Annotated in this window: 15 protein-coding genes, 1 tRNA gene and 1 pseudogene; 14 read left to right on the top strand and 3 right to left on the bottom strand. The window is 44.5% G+C overall.

Translation table 11 applies throughout. The annotated features are described in order from the left end of the window. Positions 1–79 precede the first annotated feature (79 nt). The 3 genes and pseudogenes from SM121_RS09730 to SM121_RS04545 form a co-directional block, all read left to right on the top strand. A pseudogene (locus SM121_RS09730) lies at positions 80–1,540 on the top strand (DNA translocase FtsK); the annotation flags it as partial. Positions 1,541–1,607: 67 nt separating this feature from the next. After that, the gene (gene gloA2 / locus SM121_RS04540; protein ID WP_021153652.1) at positions 1,608–1,994 is read left to right on the top strand and encodes an SMU1112c/YaeR family gloxylase I-like metalloprotein; all 387 of its coding nucleotides are present in this window, start codon (positions 1,608–1,610) and stop codon (positions 1,992–1,994) included. 8 nt (positions 1,995–2,002) lie between these two features. Next, positions 2,003–4,321, top strand: a complete 2,319-nt coding sequence (locus SM121_RS04545; RefSeq protein ID WP_155126738.1) for an HAD-IC family P-type ATPase — start codon at positions 2,003–2,005, stop codon at positions 4,319–4,321. 41 nt (positions 4,322–4,362) lie between these two features. Here SM121_RS04545 and SM121_RS04550 read toward each other — a convergent pair whose 3' ends face one another. Beyond that, a complete protein-coding gene (locus SM121_RS04550; RefSeq protein WP_049495997.1) occupies positions 4,363–4,707 on the bottom strand; it encodes a DUF3397 family protein in 345 nt (114 codons plus the stop codon). Between the two features lie 160 nt (positions 4,708–4,867). Between SM121_RS04550 and rplK the strand changes: the two genes are divergently transcribed. The 7 genes from rplK (at position 4,868) to SM121_RS04585 (ending at position 9,807) form a co-directional block, all read left to right on the top strand. After that, complete coding sequence (rplK, locus tag SM121_RS04555) at positions 4,868–5,293, top strand: 50S ribosomal protein L11 (RefSeq protein WP_003005369.1); 426 nt, start codon at positions 4,868–4,870, stop codon at positions 5,291–5,293. A 97-nt stretch (positions 5,294–5,390) separates the two neighbouring features. Then, on the top strand, positions 5,391–6,080 hold the full coding sequence (rplA, locus tag SM121_RS04560; RefSeq protein WP_003005355.1) for a 50S ribosomal protein L1: 690 nt from the start codon (positions 5,391–5,393) through the stop codon (positions 6,078–6,080). Between the two features lie 163 nt (positions 6,081–6,243). Beyond that, positions 6,244–6,975, top strand: coding sequence for a UMP kinase (gene pyrH, locus SM121_RS04565; RefSeq protein ID WP_003005706.1), 732 nt, complete (start codon positions 6,244–6,246; stop codon positions 6,973–6,975). 19 nt (positions 6,976–6,994) lie between these two features. Continuing rightward, positions 6,995–7,552 carry a ribosome recycling factor gene (frr, locus tag SM121_RS04570; protein ID WP_003005165.1) on the top strand — a complete coding sequence of 186 codons (558 nt, stop codon included), beginning with the start codon at positions 6,995–6,997 and terminating at the stop codon, positions 7,550–7,552. 99 nt (positions 7,553–7,651) lie between these two features. Next, a complete protein-coding gene (gene cvfB / locus SM121_RS04575; RefSeq protein ID WP_320911262.1) occupies positions 7,652–8,506 on the top strand; it encodes an RNA-binding virulence regulatory protein CvfB in 855 nt (284 codons plus the stop codon). Positions 8,507–8,516: 10 nt separating this feature from the next. Then, positions 8,517–8,732: a YozE family protein gene (locus SM121_RS04580; protein WP_003005127.1), complete on the top strand. Its 216-nt coding sequence runs from the start codon at positions 8,517–8,519 to the stop codon at positions 8,730–8,732. A 79-nt stretch (positions 8,733–8,811) separates the two neighbouring features. Continuing rightward, positions 8,812–9,807: a PhoH family protein gene (locus SM121_RS04585; RefSeq protein ID WP_270299351.1), complete on the top strand. Its 996-nt coding sequence runs from the start codon at positions 8,812–8,814 to the stop codon at positions 9,805–9,807. A 47-nt stretch (positions 9,808–9,854) separates the two neighbouring features. On the opposite strand, the gene ald is transcribed toward SM121_RS04585, so the two are convergent. Then, on the bottom strand, positions 9,855–10,967 hold the full coding sequence (gene ald / locus SM121_RS04590; RefSeq protein ID WP_155126751.1) for an alanine dehydrogenase: 1,113 nt from the start codon (positions 10,965–10,967) through the stop codon (positions 9,855–9,857). Positions 10,968–11,167: 200 nt separating this feature from the next. Here ald and SM121_RS04595 point away from each other — a divergent pair, with 200 nt between their 5' ends. The 4 genes from SM121_RS04595 to tetB(46) all read left to right on the top strand — a co-directional run bounded on the left by SM121_RS04595 (position 11,168) and on the right by tetB(46) (position 15,716). Continuing rightward, on the top strand, positions 11,168–11,737 hold the full coding sequence (locus tag SM121_RS04595; RefSeq protein WP_155126754.1) for a GNAT family N-acetyltransferase: 570 nt from the start codon (positions 11,168–11,170) through the stop codon (positions 11,735–11,737). A gap of 50 nt (positions 11,738–11,787) precedes the next feature. Then, positions 11,788–11,860: transfer RNA gene (locus tag SM121_RS04600), tRNA-Thr, on the top strand. A gap of 393 nt (positions 11,861–12,253) precedes the next feature. Then, positions 12,254–13,978, top strand: a complete 1,725-nt coding sequence (tetA(46), locus tag SM121_RS04605; RefSeq protein WP_003013187.1) for a tetracycline efflux ABC transporter Tet(46) subunit A — start codon at positions 12,254–12,256, stop codon at positions 13,976–13,978. Between the two features lies 1 nt (position 13,979). Then, positions 13,980–15,716 (top strand): tetracycline efflux ABC transporter Tet(46) subunit B, encoded by a 1,737-nt coding sequence (gene tetB(46), locus SM121_RS04610; RefSeq protein WP_320911263.1) that lies wholly within the window; start codon positions 13,980–13,982, stop codon positions 15,714–15,716. Positions 15,717–15,847: 131 nt separating this feature from the next. On the opposite strand, the gene SM121_RS04615 is transcribed toward tetB(46), so the two are convergent. Continuing rightward, complete coding sequence (locus tag SM121_RS04615) at positions 15,848–16,972, bottom strand: site-specific integrase (protein ID WP_320911264.1); 1,125 nt, start codon at positions 16,970–16,972, stop codon at positions 15,848–15,850. Positions 16,973–17,031 lie beyond the last annotated feature (59 nt).

Consider the following 17,031-nt stretch of genomic DNA (forward strand, 5'->3'; position numbering starts at 1 on the left):
CTACCTGCCAGATGAAGAGTGGCCTGAAGAGCCTGAAGCATACGAAGAGCTTCCAGTAGCCGAAGAATTCGAGGATGATGGGGAAGAAGTTCAAGTGGATTTCACACCTAAGGAATTGCTTCAGTACAAGCTTCCAACCATTGATCTTTTCGCACCTGATAAGCCGAAAAATCAATCCAAAGAGAAAAACATCGTTCGCCAGAACATCCGCATTTTGGAAGAAACCTTTGCAAGCTTCAATATCAAGGCGACAGTGGAGCGGGCAGAAATCGGTCCTTCTGTCACCAAGTATGAAGTTAAACCAGCTGTCGGTGTGCGGGTCAACCGCATTTCGAACCTAGCAGATGATTTGGCCTTGGCCCTAGCTGCCAAGGATGTGCGGATTGAAGCGCCGATTCCAGGGAAGTCTCTGGTCGGGATTGAGGTGCCCAACTCAGAGATTGCGACCGTTTCCTTCCGTGAATTGTGGGAGCAGTCTAAAACAGATCCGGCTAAACTCCTTGAGATTCCTCTTGGAAAGGCCGTAGATGGTTCAGCTCGAACCTTTGATTTGGCTCGGATGCCCCACCTCTTGGTAGCGGGGTCTACCGGATCTGGTAAGTCAGTAGCGGTCAATGGCATTATTTCGAGTATCTTGATGAAGGCCCGTCCGGACGAAGTCAAGTTTATGATGGTCGATCCAAAGATGGTGGAGCTTTCTGTCTACAATGATATTCCTCATCTCTTGATTCCAGTGGTGACCAACCCACGCAAGGCTAGTCGAGCCCTGCAGAAGGTCGTTGATGAGATGGAAAATCGCTATGAGCTCTTCTCGAAAGTGGGTGCTCGCAATATTGCTGGCTTTAATGCCAAGGTGGCTGAGTACAATGCCCAGTCTGAGATGAAGCAAGTGCCTCTCCCATTGATCGTGGTCATTGTCGATGAGTTAGCAGACTTGATGATGGTCGCAAGTAAAGAAGTGGAAGATGCCATTATTCGCCTTGGACAGAAGGCGCGTGCGGCGGGGATCCACATGATCTTGGCGACCCAACGGCCATCGGTTGACGTTATCTCAGGTTTGATCAAGGCCAATGTGCCTTCCCGTGTCGCTTTTGCGGTATCATCTGGGACCGACTCACGGACCATCTTGGATGAAAATGGAGCTGAGAAATTACTCGGTCGCGGAGACATGCTCTTTAAACCGATTGATGAAAATCATCCAATCCGTCTACAAGGATCCTTTATCTCAGATGACGATGTGGAGCGGATTGTCAACTTTGTCAAAGAGCAGGCAGAAGCCGATTATGATGATGCCTTTGATCCAGGAGATGTATCGGAGTCAGACTTTGATGGAGGTATGGGTGGCTCAGACGAGGGTGATCCTCTCTTTGAAGAGGCCAAAGCGCTCGTCGTCGAGACCCAAAAAGCCAGTGCTTCGATGATCCAGCGTCGCTTATCGGTTGGTTTTAACCGGGCGACTCGCCTCATGGAAGAGTTGGAAGCAGCAGGTGTGATTGGACCAGCTGAAGGGACCAAGCCTCGAAAAGTATTGCAACAATAAGTTTAGGGGGAAGAGGGCACTTGCCCCACTCCCTTTTCTTTTTATAGAAAATAGAAAGTAGGACCAGATGAAGTTAGACACGATTCATCATATTGCCATCATTGGACGGGATCGCGATGCTATGTTGCATTTTTATGTGGACCAGTTGGGCTTTGCGATTGTCAGTGAGTATGACCGTCCCGAACGCGGAGATATCTTGATCAATCTCCGTCAGGGGCAGCTGACTTTAGAACTCTTTATCAAACCGACGGCCCCAGAACGTCCAAAGCTCCCCTTGCCCGAGCATGCGGGACTGCGTCATCTGGCCTTTCAAGTGGACGATGTAGAGACCTATCTAGCTAGGTTGGATCAGCTAGGTATTGAGAATACAGGCCTTCGCTATGATGATTTTGATGGTAAGAAGATGGCATTTTTCTTCGATCCAGAAGGACTGCCCTTGGAAATACATGAGTGAGGAAAGAAATGAATAGATTAGAAGGACTCAGTCAGGAAGAAGTAGCGAAAAAGATCCAAGAGGGCAAGCAAAATAAGGTCACGATCAAGACAGAAAAAAGTGTAGGGCAGATCATTCGAGACAATGTCTTTACCTACTTTAATCTGATTTTCCTGGTCTTAGCGGTCCTGCTTGTAGCAGTGAAGTCTTGGAACAATCTCTTGTTTGTCCCGGTCGTCGTAGTCAACTCCTTGGTAGGAATTGTGCAGGAAGTCCGCTCTCGACGGATCTTGCGTCAGATGCAATTTCTGCATATGAGTGAGGCGATCGTTCTTCGCGAAGGAAAAGAAGTCGCTCTACCTATCGATCAGCTGGTGGAGGGCGATCTAGTTCGCTTTCAAGCTGGAGACCAGATCTATGCGGATGGGGTCTTGCTGGAGGGCGATCTAAAAGTCGATGAGTCGCAATTGACAGGTGAAGCTGATGAGGTCAAAAAAGGAGCACAAGACGCGCTCATGTCAGGTAGTTTTGTGATCGCTGGTCAAGGACTAGCGCGATTGGAAAAAGTTGGGAACGACTCCTACATCAACCAATTGAGCCTGGAAGCCAAGCAGGTCAAGTCTCATGAGGAGTCTGACATGGTCCATGCGGTCAACCAAATCGTGGGGATCATTGGTCTCCTTATCATTCCGCTAGGTTCCCTCCTTTTTCTTCGCAGCTATATCAGCCTAGGCGATAGTCTCAAGCTCAGTGTGACTTCAACAGTCGGAGCCTTGATCGGGATGATCCCAGAAGGCTTGTATCTCTTGATGACCTTGGCACTGGCTCTAGGCGCTGTCAGATTAGCCAAGGAAAAGGTCCTGCTCAATAGCATGAAGGGGATTGAGACCTTATCGCGCGTGGATGTCCTTTGTGTCGATAAGACAGGGACTATTACAGAGCCGGGTATGGAAGTAACAGAGATTCGTCCAGTTAAAGACACTCAAGACTTGGAAGCTCTAGCTCAGTATGTAGAGGCTAGTATGGATCAAAACGATACCATGGATGCCATCCAAAAATTTCATAAGACACCAGTCAGCCAGCCTTGGAAGGCTCTCGACATTCAGCCCTTTACGTCTAAGAAAAAGTATGGGGCGATTGCCTTTGAATCTGGGATCTATGTATTGGGGGCACCAGAATTTGTTTTACGAGAGGGCTTCTCTGAGGTTGAAGAGGAGATAATTCCTGCTACTCAGGCAGGGAATCGGGTCTTGGCCTTTGGGAAATATCGGGGAGATCACCTGGGAGAGACTTTAGAGGCTCCTGTAGACTTGGTGGCCTGGATCATTCTCTCCAATCCTTTGAGAAAAAATGCCAAGGAAACCTTCGCCTACTTTAAAGAACAAGGAGTGACTATTAAGGTCATTTCGGGGGACAACCCAGCTACGGTCTCAGCTATAGCACAAAAAGCAGGCATTGAAGGAGCAGAGGGGTTAATCGATGCCAGAACCTTACTGACGGAAGAAGACTTGCACCAAGCGGCGAGCCAATATACGGTCTTTGGTCGGGTGACACCAGAGCAAAAGAAAAGCCTTATAGAAGGCTTGCAGGCAAAGGGGCATAAAGTCGCCATGACTGGAGATGGAGTAAACGATATTCTGGCTCTCAAAACAGCGGATTGTAGTATTGCAATGGAATCTGGAAATGATGCAACCAAAAAGATGGCGCAAGTGGTCTTGCTAGATTCTGACTTTGGGAAGATGCCGTCCATCGTGGCAGAAGGTCGGCGGGTGGTCAATAATATTCAACGATCAGCCAGTCTCTTTTTGATCAAGAATATCTTTTCTATTTTGTTGGCTATCTCAGTGACGCTCTTAGCCTTTACCTATCCCATCATGCCGTCGCAGATGTCTTTGATCAGTGGTTTTACGATTGGGATTCCAGGATTCTTTCTAGCGCTTGAGCCCAATAGCGAGCGCATCAAAGGGCGTTTTATCGAAACGGTCTTTAAAAATGCACTACCTGCTGCCTTGACGGATTTTATACTGATTTTTAGTCTGGTCTTGCTGTCTTCTACATTTGGCATGAGGTCGGAAGAGCTCTCAAGTGCAGCTATCTGCTTGATGGCCTTCGTTGGCTTTACCATCATCTACCAAGAATCCCAGCCTCTCAATCACTACAAGAGACTGGTTCTTCTAGGAAATATCCTAGCTTTTCTGGTATCAAGTAGTATCCTAGGGAAATTCTTTAACATGAGCCCCTTGAGGCTTCAAACGCTGGTTATCTGCGCTATCATGGCAGTTCTTGCTCTCTTCTTGATTCAAGTATTCAAGAAACTAGTGGGCTGGTTCTTTCATCGGAAGAAATAAAAGAAAAGGCAACTCCAAAGATAGAGTTGTCTTTTTCAATATTAGATAAATAAACTAACGGTTAGGATCAGATAGAGCAAGAAGGTGATCAGAAAACCAGCGCGCCAGAAGTATTTGATAAATTTCGGATAATAAAAACTCTTTTTCTTTTTTAAGAAATAAATCGTTAGCCCCAAGGCCAAAAGCGAAAGGCTCAAGGCTAGCAGTGGTAAGAGGCTGTGGTAAAAGGCACTGTCTGAGATCAGGTAGTACTCCAAGGCAAATAAAGGAAAGGCAATATCGGTGGATCGCCATCCTCTTTTTTGGAGTTTAAAGAGGTGAACAATGATGCCGCTCAGAATCAGCGTTAAAAAAATAAATAATACAGAAGCAACTTTGATTAACATAGCTTCATTCTATCATAAAACGAAAAAAAAGTTTACTATATTTTAATTTTTTCTTGCAAAAAAAGAGAAATCGTGTATAATAGAAAGGTATGCACAAAGCATACTTGTGGGAGGTAAAAATCTGTAATTACCGCCAAAACCACAAAGGAGGATTTAAGAAATGGCTAAAAAAGTCGAAAAACTTGTAAAATTGCAAATCCCTGCTGGTAAAGCTACTCCAGCTCCACCGGTTGGTCCAGCGCTTGGTCAAGCAGGTATCAACATCATGGGATTCACTAAAGAGTTTAACGCTCGTACAGCTGATCAAGCTGGTATGATCATCCCAGTTGTTATCACTGTTTATGAAGACAAATCATTCGATTTCGTTACAAAAACACCACCAGCTGCTGTTCTTTTGAAAAAAGCTGCAGGTGTTGAAAAAGGTTCAGGTACACCGAACAAAACGAAAGTTGCAACTGTAACTCGTGCACAAGTACAACAAATCGCTGAAACTAAGATGCCAGATTTGAACGCTGCAAACATTGAGTCTGCAATGCGTATGATCGAAGGTACTGCTCGTTCTATGGGATTCACTGTTACTGACTAATTGTAACAATCCTATTTGCCCGCAATACACTTGATCAAATGACGAGTGACGTGGGAGATGAAAATCGATATGACCACATTACAAGGAGAAAGATAAAATGGCTAAAAAAAGCAAACAACTTCGTGCTGCTCTTGAAAAAATCGACAGCACAAAAGTCTACAGCGTAGAAGAAGCTGTAGCTCTTGCAAAAGAAACTAACTTTGCAAAATTTGACGCAACTGTAGAAGTTGCTTACAACTTGAACATCGACGTGAAAAAAGCTGACCAACAAATCCGTGGTGCAATGGTATTGCCAAACGGAACTGGTAAAACAGCTCGCGTACTTGTATTTGCACGTGGTGCAAAAGCTGAAGAAGCAAAAGCTGCTGGTGCAGACTTCGTAGGTGAAGATGACCTTGTTGCGAAAATCAACGATGGTTGGTTGGACTTCGACGTTGTTATCGCTACACCTGACATGATGGCTCTTGTTGGACGTCTTGGACGTGTCCTTGGACCACGTAACTTGATGCCAAACCCTAAAACTGGTACTGTAACTATGGATGTTGCGAAAGCAGTTGAAGAGTCTAAAGGTGGTAAAATCACTTACCGTGCTGATAAAGCAGGTATCGTTCAAGCGATCATCGGTAAAGTTTCATTCGATGATACTAAATTGGTTGAAAACTTTAAAGCTTTCAACGACACAATCCAAAAAGCAAAACCAGCTACAGCTAAAGGTACTTACGTAACTAGCTTGACTTTGACTACAACTCAAGGTCCTGGTATCAAAGTGGATGTTAACTCACTTTAATTGAAATAAAAAGCTGCCTTCGGGTAGCTTTTTTTGTACTCCATTTTTATTTGCTACAGTTGGTAAAACTAATCGGATGGAAAAAAGAAAATTTTGATAGATATGACTATATAAAAAACGTAATTTATGGTAAAATAATACAGATTAAAAAAGGAGAGAGAAAATGGTAGAACCTAAGTATAAACGTATCTTAATCAAGCTATCTGGTGAGGCTCTTGCCGGCGAACGTGGTGTCGGAATCGATATCAAAACTGTCCAAAATATGGCCCAAGAAATCAAGGAAGTTCATGAACTTGGAATTGAAATTGCCTTGGTGATCGGAGGGGGAAACCTTTGGCGTGGAGAACCTGCTGCTGAAGCAGGAATGGATCGTGTCCAAGCAGACTACACAGGGATGCTCGGTACTGTCATGAATGCTCTTGTGATGGCTGATTCGCTTCAACAAGTTGGCGTGGATACCCGTGTTCAAACAGCGATTGCCATGCAACAAGTTGCAGAACCATATATCCGTGGTCGTGCCCTTCGTCACCTTGAAAAAGATCGGATCGTGATCTTTGGTGCAGGGATCGGTTCTCCTTACTTCTCAACAGATACAACCGCAGCCCTTCGTGCAGCTGAGATTGAAGCAGATGCCATTCTCATGGCTAAAAATGGGGTCGATGGTGTTTACAATGCCGATCCGAAAAAAGATGCTTCAGCTGTGAAATTTGAGGAATTGACTCACCGTGATGTCATCAACAAAGGTCTTCGCATCATGGACTCAACAGCCTCCACTCTCTCCATGGACAACGATATTGACTTGGTTGTCTTTAATATGAATGAACCAGGCAATATCAAACGGGTTGTCTTTGGTGAAAATATCGGTACAACTGTATCAAATAACGTAGAAAAATAATAGAAAATAGAGGAAGATTATGGCAAACCCAATCGTAGAAAAAGCAAAAGAAAGAATGACTCAGTCTCATCAAAGTTTGGGACGTGAATTTGGTAGCATCCGTGCTGGACGTGCAAATGCAAGTCTTTTGGATCGTATTTTTGTAGAATACTACGGAGTAGAAACTCCATTGAACCAATTGGCATCTATCACGATTCCAGAAGCGCGTGTCTTGTTGATCACTCCATTTGATAAATCATCTTTGAAAGACATTGAGCACAGCATCAATGCATCTGACCTTGGCATCACTCCAGCCAACGATGGATCTGTCATCCGCTTGGTCATCCCAGCATTGACAGAAGAAACTCGTCGTGACTTGGCAAAAGAAGTGAAAAAAGTGGGTGAAAATGCTAAAGTAGCGATCCGTAACATCCGTCGTGATGCTATGGATGAAGCGAAGAAACAAGAAAAAGCAAAAGAAATCACAGAAGATGAATTGAAAGGTCTTGAAAAAGAGATCCAAAAAGTTACGGATGATGCTGTTAAGCATGTAGATGAAATGACAGCTCACAAAGAAAAAGAATTGATGGAAGTTTAATCCATCCCAACCATTACAGGAAAGAAAGACTCAGTTGGCACTGCTGGCTGAGTTTTATTTCCATTATTCTTGTGAAGAGGCAAGAGGAAAGAAGGAAACATGAATACGAATCTAGCAAGCTACATCTTGGGAATGGTCATTGATGAAAATGATCACTTCTATTTTGTTCAAAAAGATGGCCAGACCTACGCGCTTGATAAAGCAGAAGGCCCACACCAAGTCGGAGAAAGTGTCAAGGGCTTTGCCTATACAGATATAAAGCAAAAGCTCCGACTCACCACACTTGAAGTCACTGCAACTCAAGAAAGCTTTGGCTGGGGAACGGTCACGGAAGTGCGCAAGGATTTGGGAGTCTTCGTGGATACAGGGCTTCCAGATAAGCAGATTGTTGTCTCACTAGATATCCTACCGGAGATCAAAGATCTATGGCCTAAAAAGGGCGATCGTCTCTATATTCGCTTAGAAGTCGATAAGAAAGATCGGATTTGGGGGATCTTAGCCTACCAGGAAGATTTCCAGCGTTTGGCTCGTCCAGCCTACAACAATATGCAAAACCAAAACTGGCCAGCCATTGTCTACCGCTTGAAATTGTCTGGAACCTTTGTTTACCTTCCAGAGAACAATATGCTGGGCTTTATCCACCCAAGTGAGCGCTATGCAGAACCTCGTTTGGGAGAGGTCTTAAATGCCCGGGTCATTGGATTTCGTGAGGTGGACCGGACCTTGAACCTATCTTTGAAGCCACGCTCCTTTGAGATGTTGGAAAACGATGCCCAAATGATTTTGACCTATTTGGAAGCCAATGGAGGCTTTATGACCTTGAATGATAAGTCATCTCCAGAAGAAATCAAGGCAACTTTTGGGATTTCAAAAGGCCAGTTCAAAAAGGCCTTGGGTGGCTTGATGAAGGCCAAAAAAATCAAGCAAGACCAGTTTGGAACAGAGTTAATCTAAGAGGAGGCTTATGCGAAAATCGTTTTATACTTGGCTGATGACGGAGCGCAATCCTAAAAGCAATGCTCCTAAGGCCATTCTAGCAGATCTTGCTTTTCACGAGTCTGCTTTTCCCAAGCATACAGATGACTTCGACGAGGTCAGTCGCTATCTAGAAGAGCATGCCAGCTTTTCCTTTAATCTTGGCGATTTTGATGCGATTTGGGAAGAATACCAAGCCCACTAGAGAAGGATAGGTCGAGGATGGTTTTTTCTCGGCCTCTTTGTTATAATAATAGAAAAACACAGGTAGAGAGGTTCTTTATTTGCAAGAACATTCAGTTGAAATTACATTAACGCATCCAGACGATCTCTTTCATTTGTTTGGATCTAACGAACGCCATCTCCGTTTGATGGAGCAAGAATTTGGGGTAACTATTCATGCCCGGACAGAAATCGTCCAAATCATTGGAGAAGAAGAAAGCTGCGAGCAGGTTCGTCAAGTCATGCAGGCTCTTTTGGTCCTCGTTAATCGTGGCATGACCATTGGGACGCCGGATGTGGTGACCGCCATTACCATGGTGAGAAATGGTGAATTGGATAAGTTCATCGCTCTCTATGAAGAAGAGATTATCAAGGATAGTTACGGCAAGCCCATTCGAGTTAAAACGCTTGGTCAAAAGATCTATGTCGATAGTGTCAAGAACCATGATGTCACTTTTGGGATTGGACCAGCGGGGACTGGGAAAACATTCCTAGCGGTGACCTTGGCCGTGACTGCCCTCAAGCGTGGTCAAGTCAAACGGATCATTTTGACGCGTCCTGCTGTAGAAGCTGGAGAGAGCCTTGGTTTCCTACCAGGAGATCTCAAAGAAAAAGTGGACCCTTATCTACGACCGGTCTATGATGCTCTTTACCAGATTTTAGGGAAAGACCAAACCACTCGGATGATGGAGCGGGAGATTATCGAGATTGCGCCTTTGGCTTATATGCGGGGGCGGACCTTGGACGATGCCTTTGTCATCCTCGATGAAGCGCAAAATACCACCATCATGCAGATGAAGATGTTTTTGACCCGTCTTGGTTTTAATTCCAAGATGATTGTCAATGGGGATACTAGCCAGATCGATCTTCCTCGAAATGTCAAATCCGGCTTGATTGATGCCCAGGAGAAATTGAAAAATATTTCTCAGATCGACTTTGTGCATTTCTCTGCCAAGGATGTTGTTCGCCATCCTGTAGTAGCAGAAATTATCCGGGCCTACGAGCCAATCCCAAATCCAGTGCTCAAAGAAAAACCGGATGTGGAAGAAGAAGCATAAAAGAAAAGGCAAAGATCATCAGATCTTTGCCTTTTTTATGTTAGAAATTAAACCAATTCATCAATTGGTGTGAAGTCACGCTCTAAACCAGTAGCAACGGGTTGGCTAGTGATGTGACCTTGGTAAGTGGTGACCCCTTGGCGCAGGCCTTCGTCTAGGGCGATGGCCTTGTGGAAGCCATTGTCAGCTAGGGATTCGACATAAGGAAGGGTCACATTGGTAAGGGCGATAGTAGAGGTACGAGCGACAGCCCCTGGGATATTGGCAACGGCATAGTGGAGCACACCATGTTTTTCGTAAACTGGCTCGGTATGCGTTGTGACACGGTCTGCTGTTTCAATAACCCCACCTTGGTCAACGGCCACATCGACGATGACTGAACCGGGACGCATTTGTTTAACCATATCGTCTGTCACTAATTTAGGAGCTTTAGCACCAGGAATCAAGACAGCACCGATGACAACATCGGCATCACGGACGCTGGCCTCAATGTTAAATGGATTGGACATAAGGGTTTGGATTTGGTGACCAAAGACATCTTCCAGAACAGCCAAACGTTTAGCACTGATATCTAAGATGGTCACTTGGGCACCAAGTCCAAGGGCGATACGAGCCGCGTGGGTTCCAACGACACCGCCACCGATGATGGTGACTTTTCCTTTGGGAACACCTGGTACCCCACCTAGGAGGACTCCTGATCCACCTTCTTGTTTGGTCAGGAAGTGAGCACCGATTTGCACGGCCATCCGTCCAGCAACCTCACTCATTGGCACCAAGAGTGGCAATTGTCCATCAAGGTCACGCACCGTTTCGTAGGCCACACCTGTTGTTTTAGCTGAGACCATAGCGCCCGCTAATTCTGGTGCAGCAGCCATATGCAAGTAGGTAAAGAGCAAGAGGTCTTCGCGAAGGAAGCCATATTCTTCAGCGAGGGGTTCTTTGACTTTGACCACCATCTCAGCGGCCCAAGCTTCTGCAGCAGTCGCAACGATGGTTGCCCCTTGCTTCGTGTAATCTTCATCCGCAAAGCCAGAACCAAGCCCAGCATTTGTTTCCACTAAAACTTGATGTCCTTTCTTGACCAAGCTTTGTACGCCTGCGGGAGTCAAACCGACCCGATTTTCGTTGTTTTTAATTTCTTTAGGAATTCCAATGAGCATTCTTGCCTCCTTGCTCAGATTTAGGTGTAAAAAGGCCATTGTTGTGAGATTGCTCTCTTGACTCAATGACCTTTTTACTCCTTATCCGATTGTTTTGATTGATATTATTGTATAGAAAAGTAGAATAAAAAGCAAGAAAAATTTGAGCTTGCCTTCCTTTAGGTTATTTGCTAAACTAATCCCTAAAGAAGGAGTGTCAAATGGAAAATTTATATGTGAAGTTAGTGGCTTATCGTGAAGTGGAGACAGAGCGTTTGCACTTGCGTCCGGTCACTCTTGAAGATGCACCGGCTATGTTTGAGTACGCTTCTGATGAGACAGTTACACGCTATACGTTTCCAACCAATCAAAGTCTAGAAGAGACGCGTAATAATATTGCCCTCTTTTACCTAGCGAGCCCACTTGGAAAATGGGGGATCGAGCTCAAAGAAAATGGAAAATTTATCGGGACGATTGATTTACTGGATTTGGATCTTTGTCTGAAGAAGGGGAGTATCGGCTATGTTCTGAATAAAGACTATTGGAACCAAGGTCTTGCGACAGAGGCTACCAAGGCAGTCATTGCCTTGGCTTTTGAACAGTTAGGGATGAACAAGCTCATTGCTGTTCATGATCAGGACAACCCAGCTTCTGGACGGGTGATGGCCAAATCAGGGATGAAATATTCTCACGAGGAGCCCTACGCGATGCTAGACCTGCATGAAGAAGGGAGAATGGTGACAAGAGTCCACTATGTCCTCACTAAGGAAGAATATTTGTCAGAAAAATGAGTCAGGATATTGACAAAAGGCCTATCTCCATGATATAGTAGATAGGTACTGCTGGTTTAGCTCAGTCGGTAGAGCGCATCCATGGTAAGGATGAGGTCGCCGGTTCAATCCCGGCAACTAGCATAGAAGAAGAGGGAAGCTTAGAGAGGATCTAGGCTTCTTTTTTTGCGAGTCCATCTTAAAAATTTTGCTTTTTTCAACAATTTTCAAAAAAGCGTTGACAAGCACAAAAATACGTGGTAAAGTTAGAACAACAAAGAGAAAGGAGAAAACCATCATGAACAAAGTAGCATTCTTGATGACACAATTGAATACACAACTTCTCCAATCTCAGTTGAGTTCGATGTAAACCATAAATGGAACCCAAGATGGAGGAGTCTGTCTTGGGTTTTTTGTATGCATTTTTACCTGCCTTAACTGAATTGGTGAGAGGCATTAGAAGGCCCAAGTGTGGACTGAGCACGTACTCAGCTCCTTGCTTGGGTTTTTTCTGTGCCGTTTTGAAAAGGAGAATATATGATCAGAGCTATTTGGGAGTATATCAGGGAACGCAAGTGGCGATATGTGAAGATCGCTATGGTCCTGATTCTTTATGATTACACCTTATTGATCCCGACGCAAGTTATCCAGCGTTTAGTGGATCATTTGAGTCAGCAGACGCTGACGCAATCCAACTTTGTATGGGATATGGTCCTCTTGGTAGGGTCAGCCATCCTTAATTACCTGACAGCTTTTTATTGGCAGTTGCGACTCTTTCAGTCGTCAGTCCATTTCAAGGCAACCCTTCAGGGACAAGCGTTTCGTAAGCTAGTAGCTATGCGGCGTCCCTTTTTTGAGAAATTCCGTTCAGGGGATCTCTTGACGCGGTTCACGACAGATGTGGATGGAATGGCCGATATGGCTGGTTACGGGATGATGGTGCTCCTGTTTGGCGGTGGCTTGTTTGCCTTTATTATTCCGACCATGTTTTTCATTTCTTGGCAATTAACCTTGATTTCCTTTATTCCCATGATCTTCCTCGTCGTCTCTACCTATTTTTTGAGTAGAAAGCAGGAGGAGTATGTTGAGCAAAACCGGGAAGCGGTCGCTCAGTTGAACGATGAAGTCTTGGAGTCCATCGAAGGAATTCGGGTCATGCGGGCCTATAGTAGACGGGACCAGCAGGTCAAACAGTTTCAGAAGAAAACAGCCAGTCTATCCAAAACAGGGGATAAAATTGCCTCTATCCAGTATTCTTTTGGACCTTTAGCCCTGTTGTTTATTGGATTCTCGACGGTCTTGCTCCTACTATTTGGAGGCCAGTCCCTGGCAAGCGGGCAGTTGAGCCTTGGCAAGTTATTGGCTTTACAGCTGTATTTGGTCTTTTTAATTGAGCCTATGTGGATGATGGCGGACTTGATCTTGGTCTACCAGACAGGGCAAATGTCCTATAAAAAATTAAAAGAAGTGATTGATGAAACGGATGATCTGGAGCCAGATGGTTCTCATTACCTAGAGCAGATTGATTTGGTGCAGTTTAAGGACTATTCTTTCAGCTATCCTGGTGCTGAGCGAAAGAGCCTATCAGGCATTGATTGGACTATCCAGAAAGGACAAACGGTTGGAATTGTTGGTCGTACCGGTGCAGGAAAGACTACCCTGGTTCGACAATTCTTGCGGCAGTACCCAGTTGGTGAGGGAGAATTCTTGGTCAACCAGCAACCGATCGTGGACTACAACCGACACTCCATCGAAGAAAAAATTGGCTATGTTTCCCAAGAACATATTTTATTTTCCAAGTCTATCCGTGAAAATATAGCGCTTGGTAAAAAAGGAGCCAGCCAAGAGGACTTGGTGGAAGCAGTAGCCCAAGCTGCTTTTGTGGATGATCTTGAGCGGATGTCTCAGGGAATGGACACCCTGATCGGTGAGAAAGGGGTCTCTGTATCAGGAGGTCAAAAACAACGGATCTCTTTGGCGCGTGCCTTCTTAAGAGATGCTGAGCTCTTGCTGTTAGATGATTCCCTTTCGGCGGTGGATGCGAAGACTGAACAGGCTATTATTGACACGATTCAAAAAGAACGAAAAGACAAGACGACCATCATTGTTTCCCATCGCTTGTCTGCTGTTCATCAGGCGGATTGGATCATTGTCTTGGATCAAGGGCGTATTGTAGAAGAAGGCAGGGCTAGTGATTTATTAGCTCAAGAGGGCTGGTATTATGAACAATACCAACGGCAACAAAAACAGGAAGGAGAATAAGATGAAAGTTTTGAAACGATTATTATCGAGGATCACGCTTTATCCAACTGTCTTTCTTGCTGGCTTTATTTGCCTCTTGCTAGCTACCATTTTTTCTGAATTGTCACCCTTTCTTCTCCAAAAGATGATCGATGGGCCTTTGACTGCACTGACCCACGGTGGCGGGCGAGGGGACTTGCTTCAGATGGGAGGCTTTTATCTCTTGGTCTTGAGCCTGGGGCAGCTGATTAGCTACATGGGCAATCGGATCTTGCTATATGGAAGTAATCAAGTAACCGCTAGTCTGAGAGACAAAGCCTTTCAAGTCATGCAAGGGCTGCCTATTTCTTATTTTGATGATAAGCCGGCTGGGAAGATCGCGACAAGAATTGTCAATGATACGGAGACCTTGCGGACCCAGTTTTATAACTCTTGTATGATTTTAGTCATCTACTTGGTGCGTTTCCTCTTTATCCTAGGGATTCTCTTTTACCTGAGTCCTATGATGGGCCTTCTCTTGTGTTTGGTCTTTCCAATTTTCTATGGGATCCAGTATCTCTACAAGGTCATGACGGACCAGCCTATGAAGGATTTCTTTGATGCGCGAAGCGAGGTCAATACCCAGGTCAATGAACTCTTGCACGGTGCCAGTATGATTCAACTCTATCATCAAGAGCCTGGTGTGGTGGATGAGTTTGAAGCCACTACCCAGAAGATGTTAGGAGCTAATGATCGAATCCTCCTGGCTGATTCTATCGCTTCTTGGACCTTGACGGAATTGCTCAAGTTTTTAGTGATTGCGGGCATTTTGACCATCGCTGGGATTTCTTTCCTACAAGGCAATATCGGTGTGACTGCTGGTTTCTTATTTATCAATATTAACTATGTGATTAATCTATTTGATCTCATGGCCAATCTTAGTCGTCAATTCCCAAATATTCGGCGATCCTTAGAAACGGGGAGCCGCGTCCTTGCTTTCTTAGACCAACCGTTAGAGGCCGATGGTGCATCGGAACTGAAGATAGAAAAAGCTCAAGTCGTGTTTGACGACGTTCAATTTGCCTATGAAGAAGGCAAGCCAGTTCTGCGGGATATTGCCTTTCAGGCTAGTCCAGGTCAAACCATCGCTCTTGTGGGCCATACTGGATCGGGTAAGTCTTCGATTATGAACCTGCTCTATCGTTTTTATGATCCTCAAGAAGGAGCGATTTTGATCGATGGTCAAGATATTCGCCAAGTTTCTCGTGAGAGCCTGCGAAGACACATGGGGATTGTTCTGCAGGATCCTTATCTATTTACAGGGACTATTGCTAGTAATGTGGCCATGAGTCAGGATCACATTGATCGGAATGCGGTCAAAGATGCCTTGAAAAAAGTCGGAGCTTGGCCCTTTGTAGAGCGCCTTGAAAAGGGGATAGACCATCCAGTCGTAGAAAAAGGATCTGCCTTTTCAAGTGGTGAGCGCCAATTGATTTCCTTTGCGCGGACGCTCTATATGAATCCGCAAATTCTGATTTTGGATGAGGCAACCTCTCACATCGATACGGAAACAGAAGAAATCATCCAGAAGGCTATGGCAGTCCTGCAAAAGGGCCGGACCACCTTTATCATTGCCCATCGCTTGTCCACTATCCAAGATGCGGATCAGATCTTAGTCTTATCTGAAGGACGCATTGTGGAGCGTGGTAGACACGAGGAACTGGTTGCACAAGGCGGGATCTATGCCCAGATGAATGCCATCCAGCAAACAGTGGTGTAAGATGAGTTCCACTGTTTAAGACGAGGAAAATCCCTAGCTAATTTATCTTTGTAATAAAACAGACTATATTATGCTATAAAACAAAAACCCCTTGTGTATCAAGGGTTTTCGTGTACTGACTACGTTTTTGACTACGCTTCTAGGAATTTTAATAAGCGATCCGCAACATCTGACCGCTGGTTATCGTTTAAGTGTGTGTACATATCGAGAGTTGTTTGTATGTTTGCGTGGCCCAATCTGTCCGATATCGTCTTAGGTTCTACACCAGCTTCAAAGAGCAAACTTGCGTGTGTATGCCTTAGACCATGCACCGTGATAGCTGGTAAGTCGTATCGTTTCAAAAATTTCTTGAGACTAACTCTAAAATGTGACTTATCCAGATATTCTCCAGACGAACCAGAAAATACGATATTGCTATTCTTTACACCATTTTTAAAAAATAATTTCTTCTGTTCCAGCTTCCACGACTTGAGTACGGAAGCGGTAATGTCGTCTATCGTGATCTTGCGTATGCTCTTTCTTGTTTTTGGTGATTGTATTCTGTACTTACCATTAACCATCACAAGATTATGCTGTACAGATATCACTTTGTTATCAAGGTCTATATCAGACCACTCAAGTCCTAGTAGCTCACCCTTTCGCAGACCAGTATATGCTAGTGTATGCCATGCTGCATACAGTACAGGTCTTGCGTGTTCTTTGGCTAGTGTGAGGAATTGGTTTAATTCCTCTTTAGTGAGAGCTATCTTTTCGCTTTTTGGCGGTTGCTGTTTCGGTCGTATAATCCTATCAACAGGATTGGCTTGCACGATTCCTAGCGACATCGCAAACTTAAACACACGATTGACAACGGATAGATAGAGAGAATAAGCAGTATATCTTTTACTTAATTTAAGTACAATTTGTTGCATCATCGAAACAGATATACTCTCTATTCTGATATCACTGAAATAATCTTTAATAAGGATATTTAAATATTTCCGTGTATTCTGGTATGTCGTAGGTTTCACAGTTGTTTCATAGCTTTCTAACCAGAGATTGGCCACCTCTTCAAACGTGGGCTTGCTGGAATGATCTGTAAAACCGTTTTCCTCTACAGATAGCAGTAGCTCACGTTCTGCTTTTTTAGCTTCTTTCTGCGTCTTAAACCCTCTTCGAGTAGTGCGCTTTTGTTTCCCTGTAAATGGGTCAACACCTAAATACACTTGGAGCATATAACGAGTTTCCCCGTCTTTGGTTAAGTATTTTTTGATCATTGCCTTTTACCTCATTTCTTGGTAAAATAGGTATAAGAAAAAGACCTTTTTAATGGCTT

Source organism: Streptococcus sp. S1, from assembly GCF_034137685.1.
Classification (GTDB): Bacteria; Bacillota; Bacilli; order Lactobacillales; family Streptococcaceae; genus Streptococcus; species Streptococcus dentalis.

Coding starts and splice junctions, on each gene's coding strand:
- SM121_RS04595 (WP_155126754.1), top strand. CDS start 11,168: ATGGAAAATTTATATGTGAAGTTAGTGGCTTATCGTGAAGTGGAGACA.
- SM121_RS04550 (WP_049495997.1), bottom strand. CDS start 4,707: ATGTTAATCAAAGTTGCTTCTGTATTATTTATTTTTTTAACGCTGATT.
- frr (WP_003005165.1), top strand. CDS start 6,995: ATGGCAAACCCAATCGTAGAAAAAGCAAAAGAAAGAATGACTCAGTCT.
- SM121_RS04545 (WP_155126738.1), top strand. CDS start 2,003: ATGAATAGATTAGAAGGACTCAGTCAGGAAGAAGTAGCGAAAAAGATC.
- cvfB (WP_320911262.1), top strand. CDS start 7,652: ATGAATACGAATCTAGCAAGCTACATCTTGGGAATGGTCATTGATGAA.
- SM121_RS04580 (WP_003005127.1), top strand. CDS start 8,517: ATGCGAAAATCGTTTTATACTTGGCTGATGACGGAGCGCAATCCTAAA.
- ald (WP_155126751.1), bottom strand. CDS start 10,967: ATGCTCATTGGAATTCCTAAAGAAATTAAAAACAACGAAAATCGGGTC.
- rplK (WP_003005369.1), top strand. CDS start 4,868: ATGGCTAAAAAAGTCGAAAAACTTGTAAAATTGCAAATCCCTGCTGGT.
- pyrH (WP_003005706.1), top strand. CDS start 6,244: ATGGTAGAACCTAAGTATAAACGTATCTTAATCAAGCTATCTGGTGAG.
- gloA2 (WP_021153652.1), top strand. CDS start 1,608: ATGAAGTTAGACACGATTCATCATATTGCCATCATTGGACGGGATCGC.
- rplA (WP_003005355.1), top strand. CDS start 5,391: ATGGCTAAAAAAAGCAAACAACTTCGTGCTGCTCTTGAAAAAATCGAC.
- SM121_RS04615 (WP_320911264.1), bottom strand. CDS start 16,972: ATGATCAAAAAATACTTAACCAAAGACGGGGAAACTCGTTATATGCTC.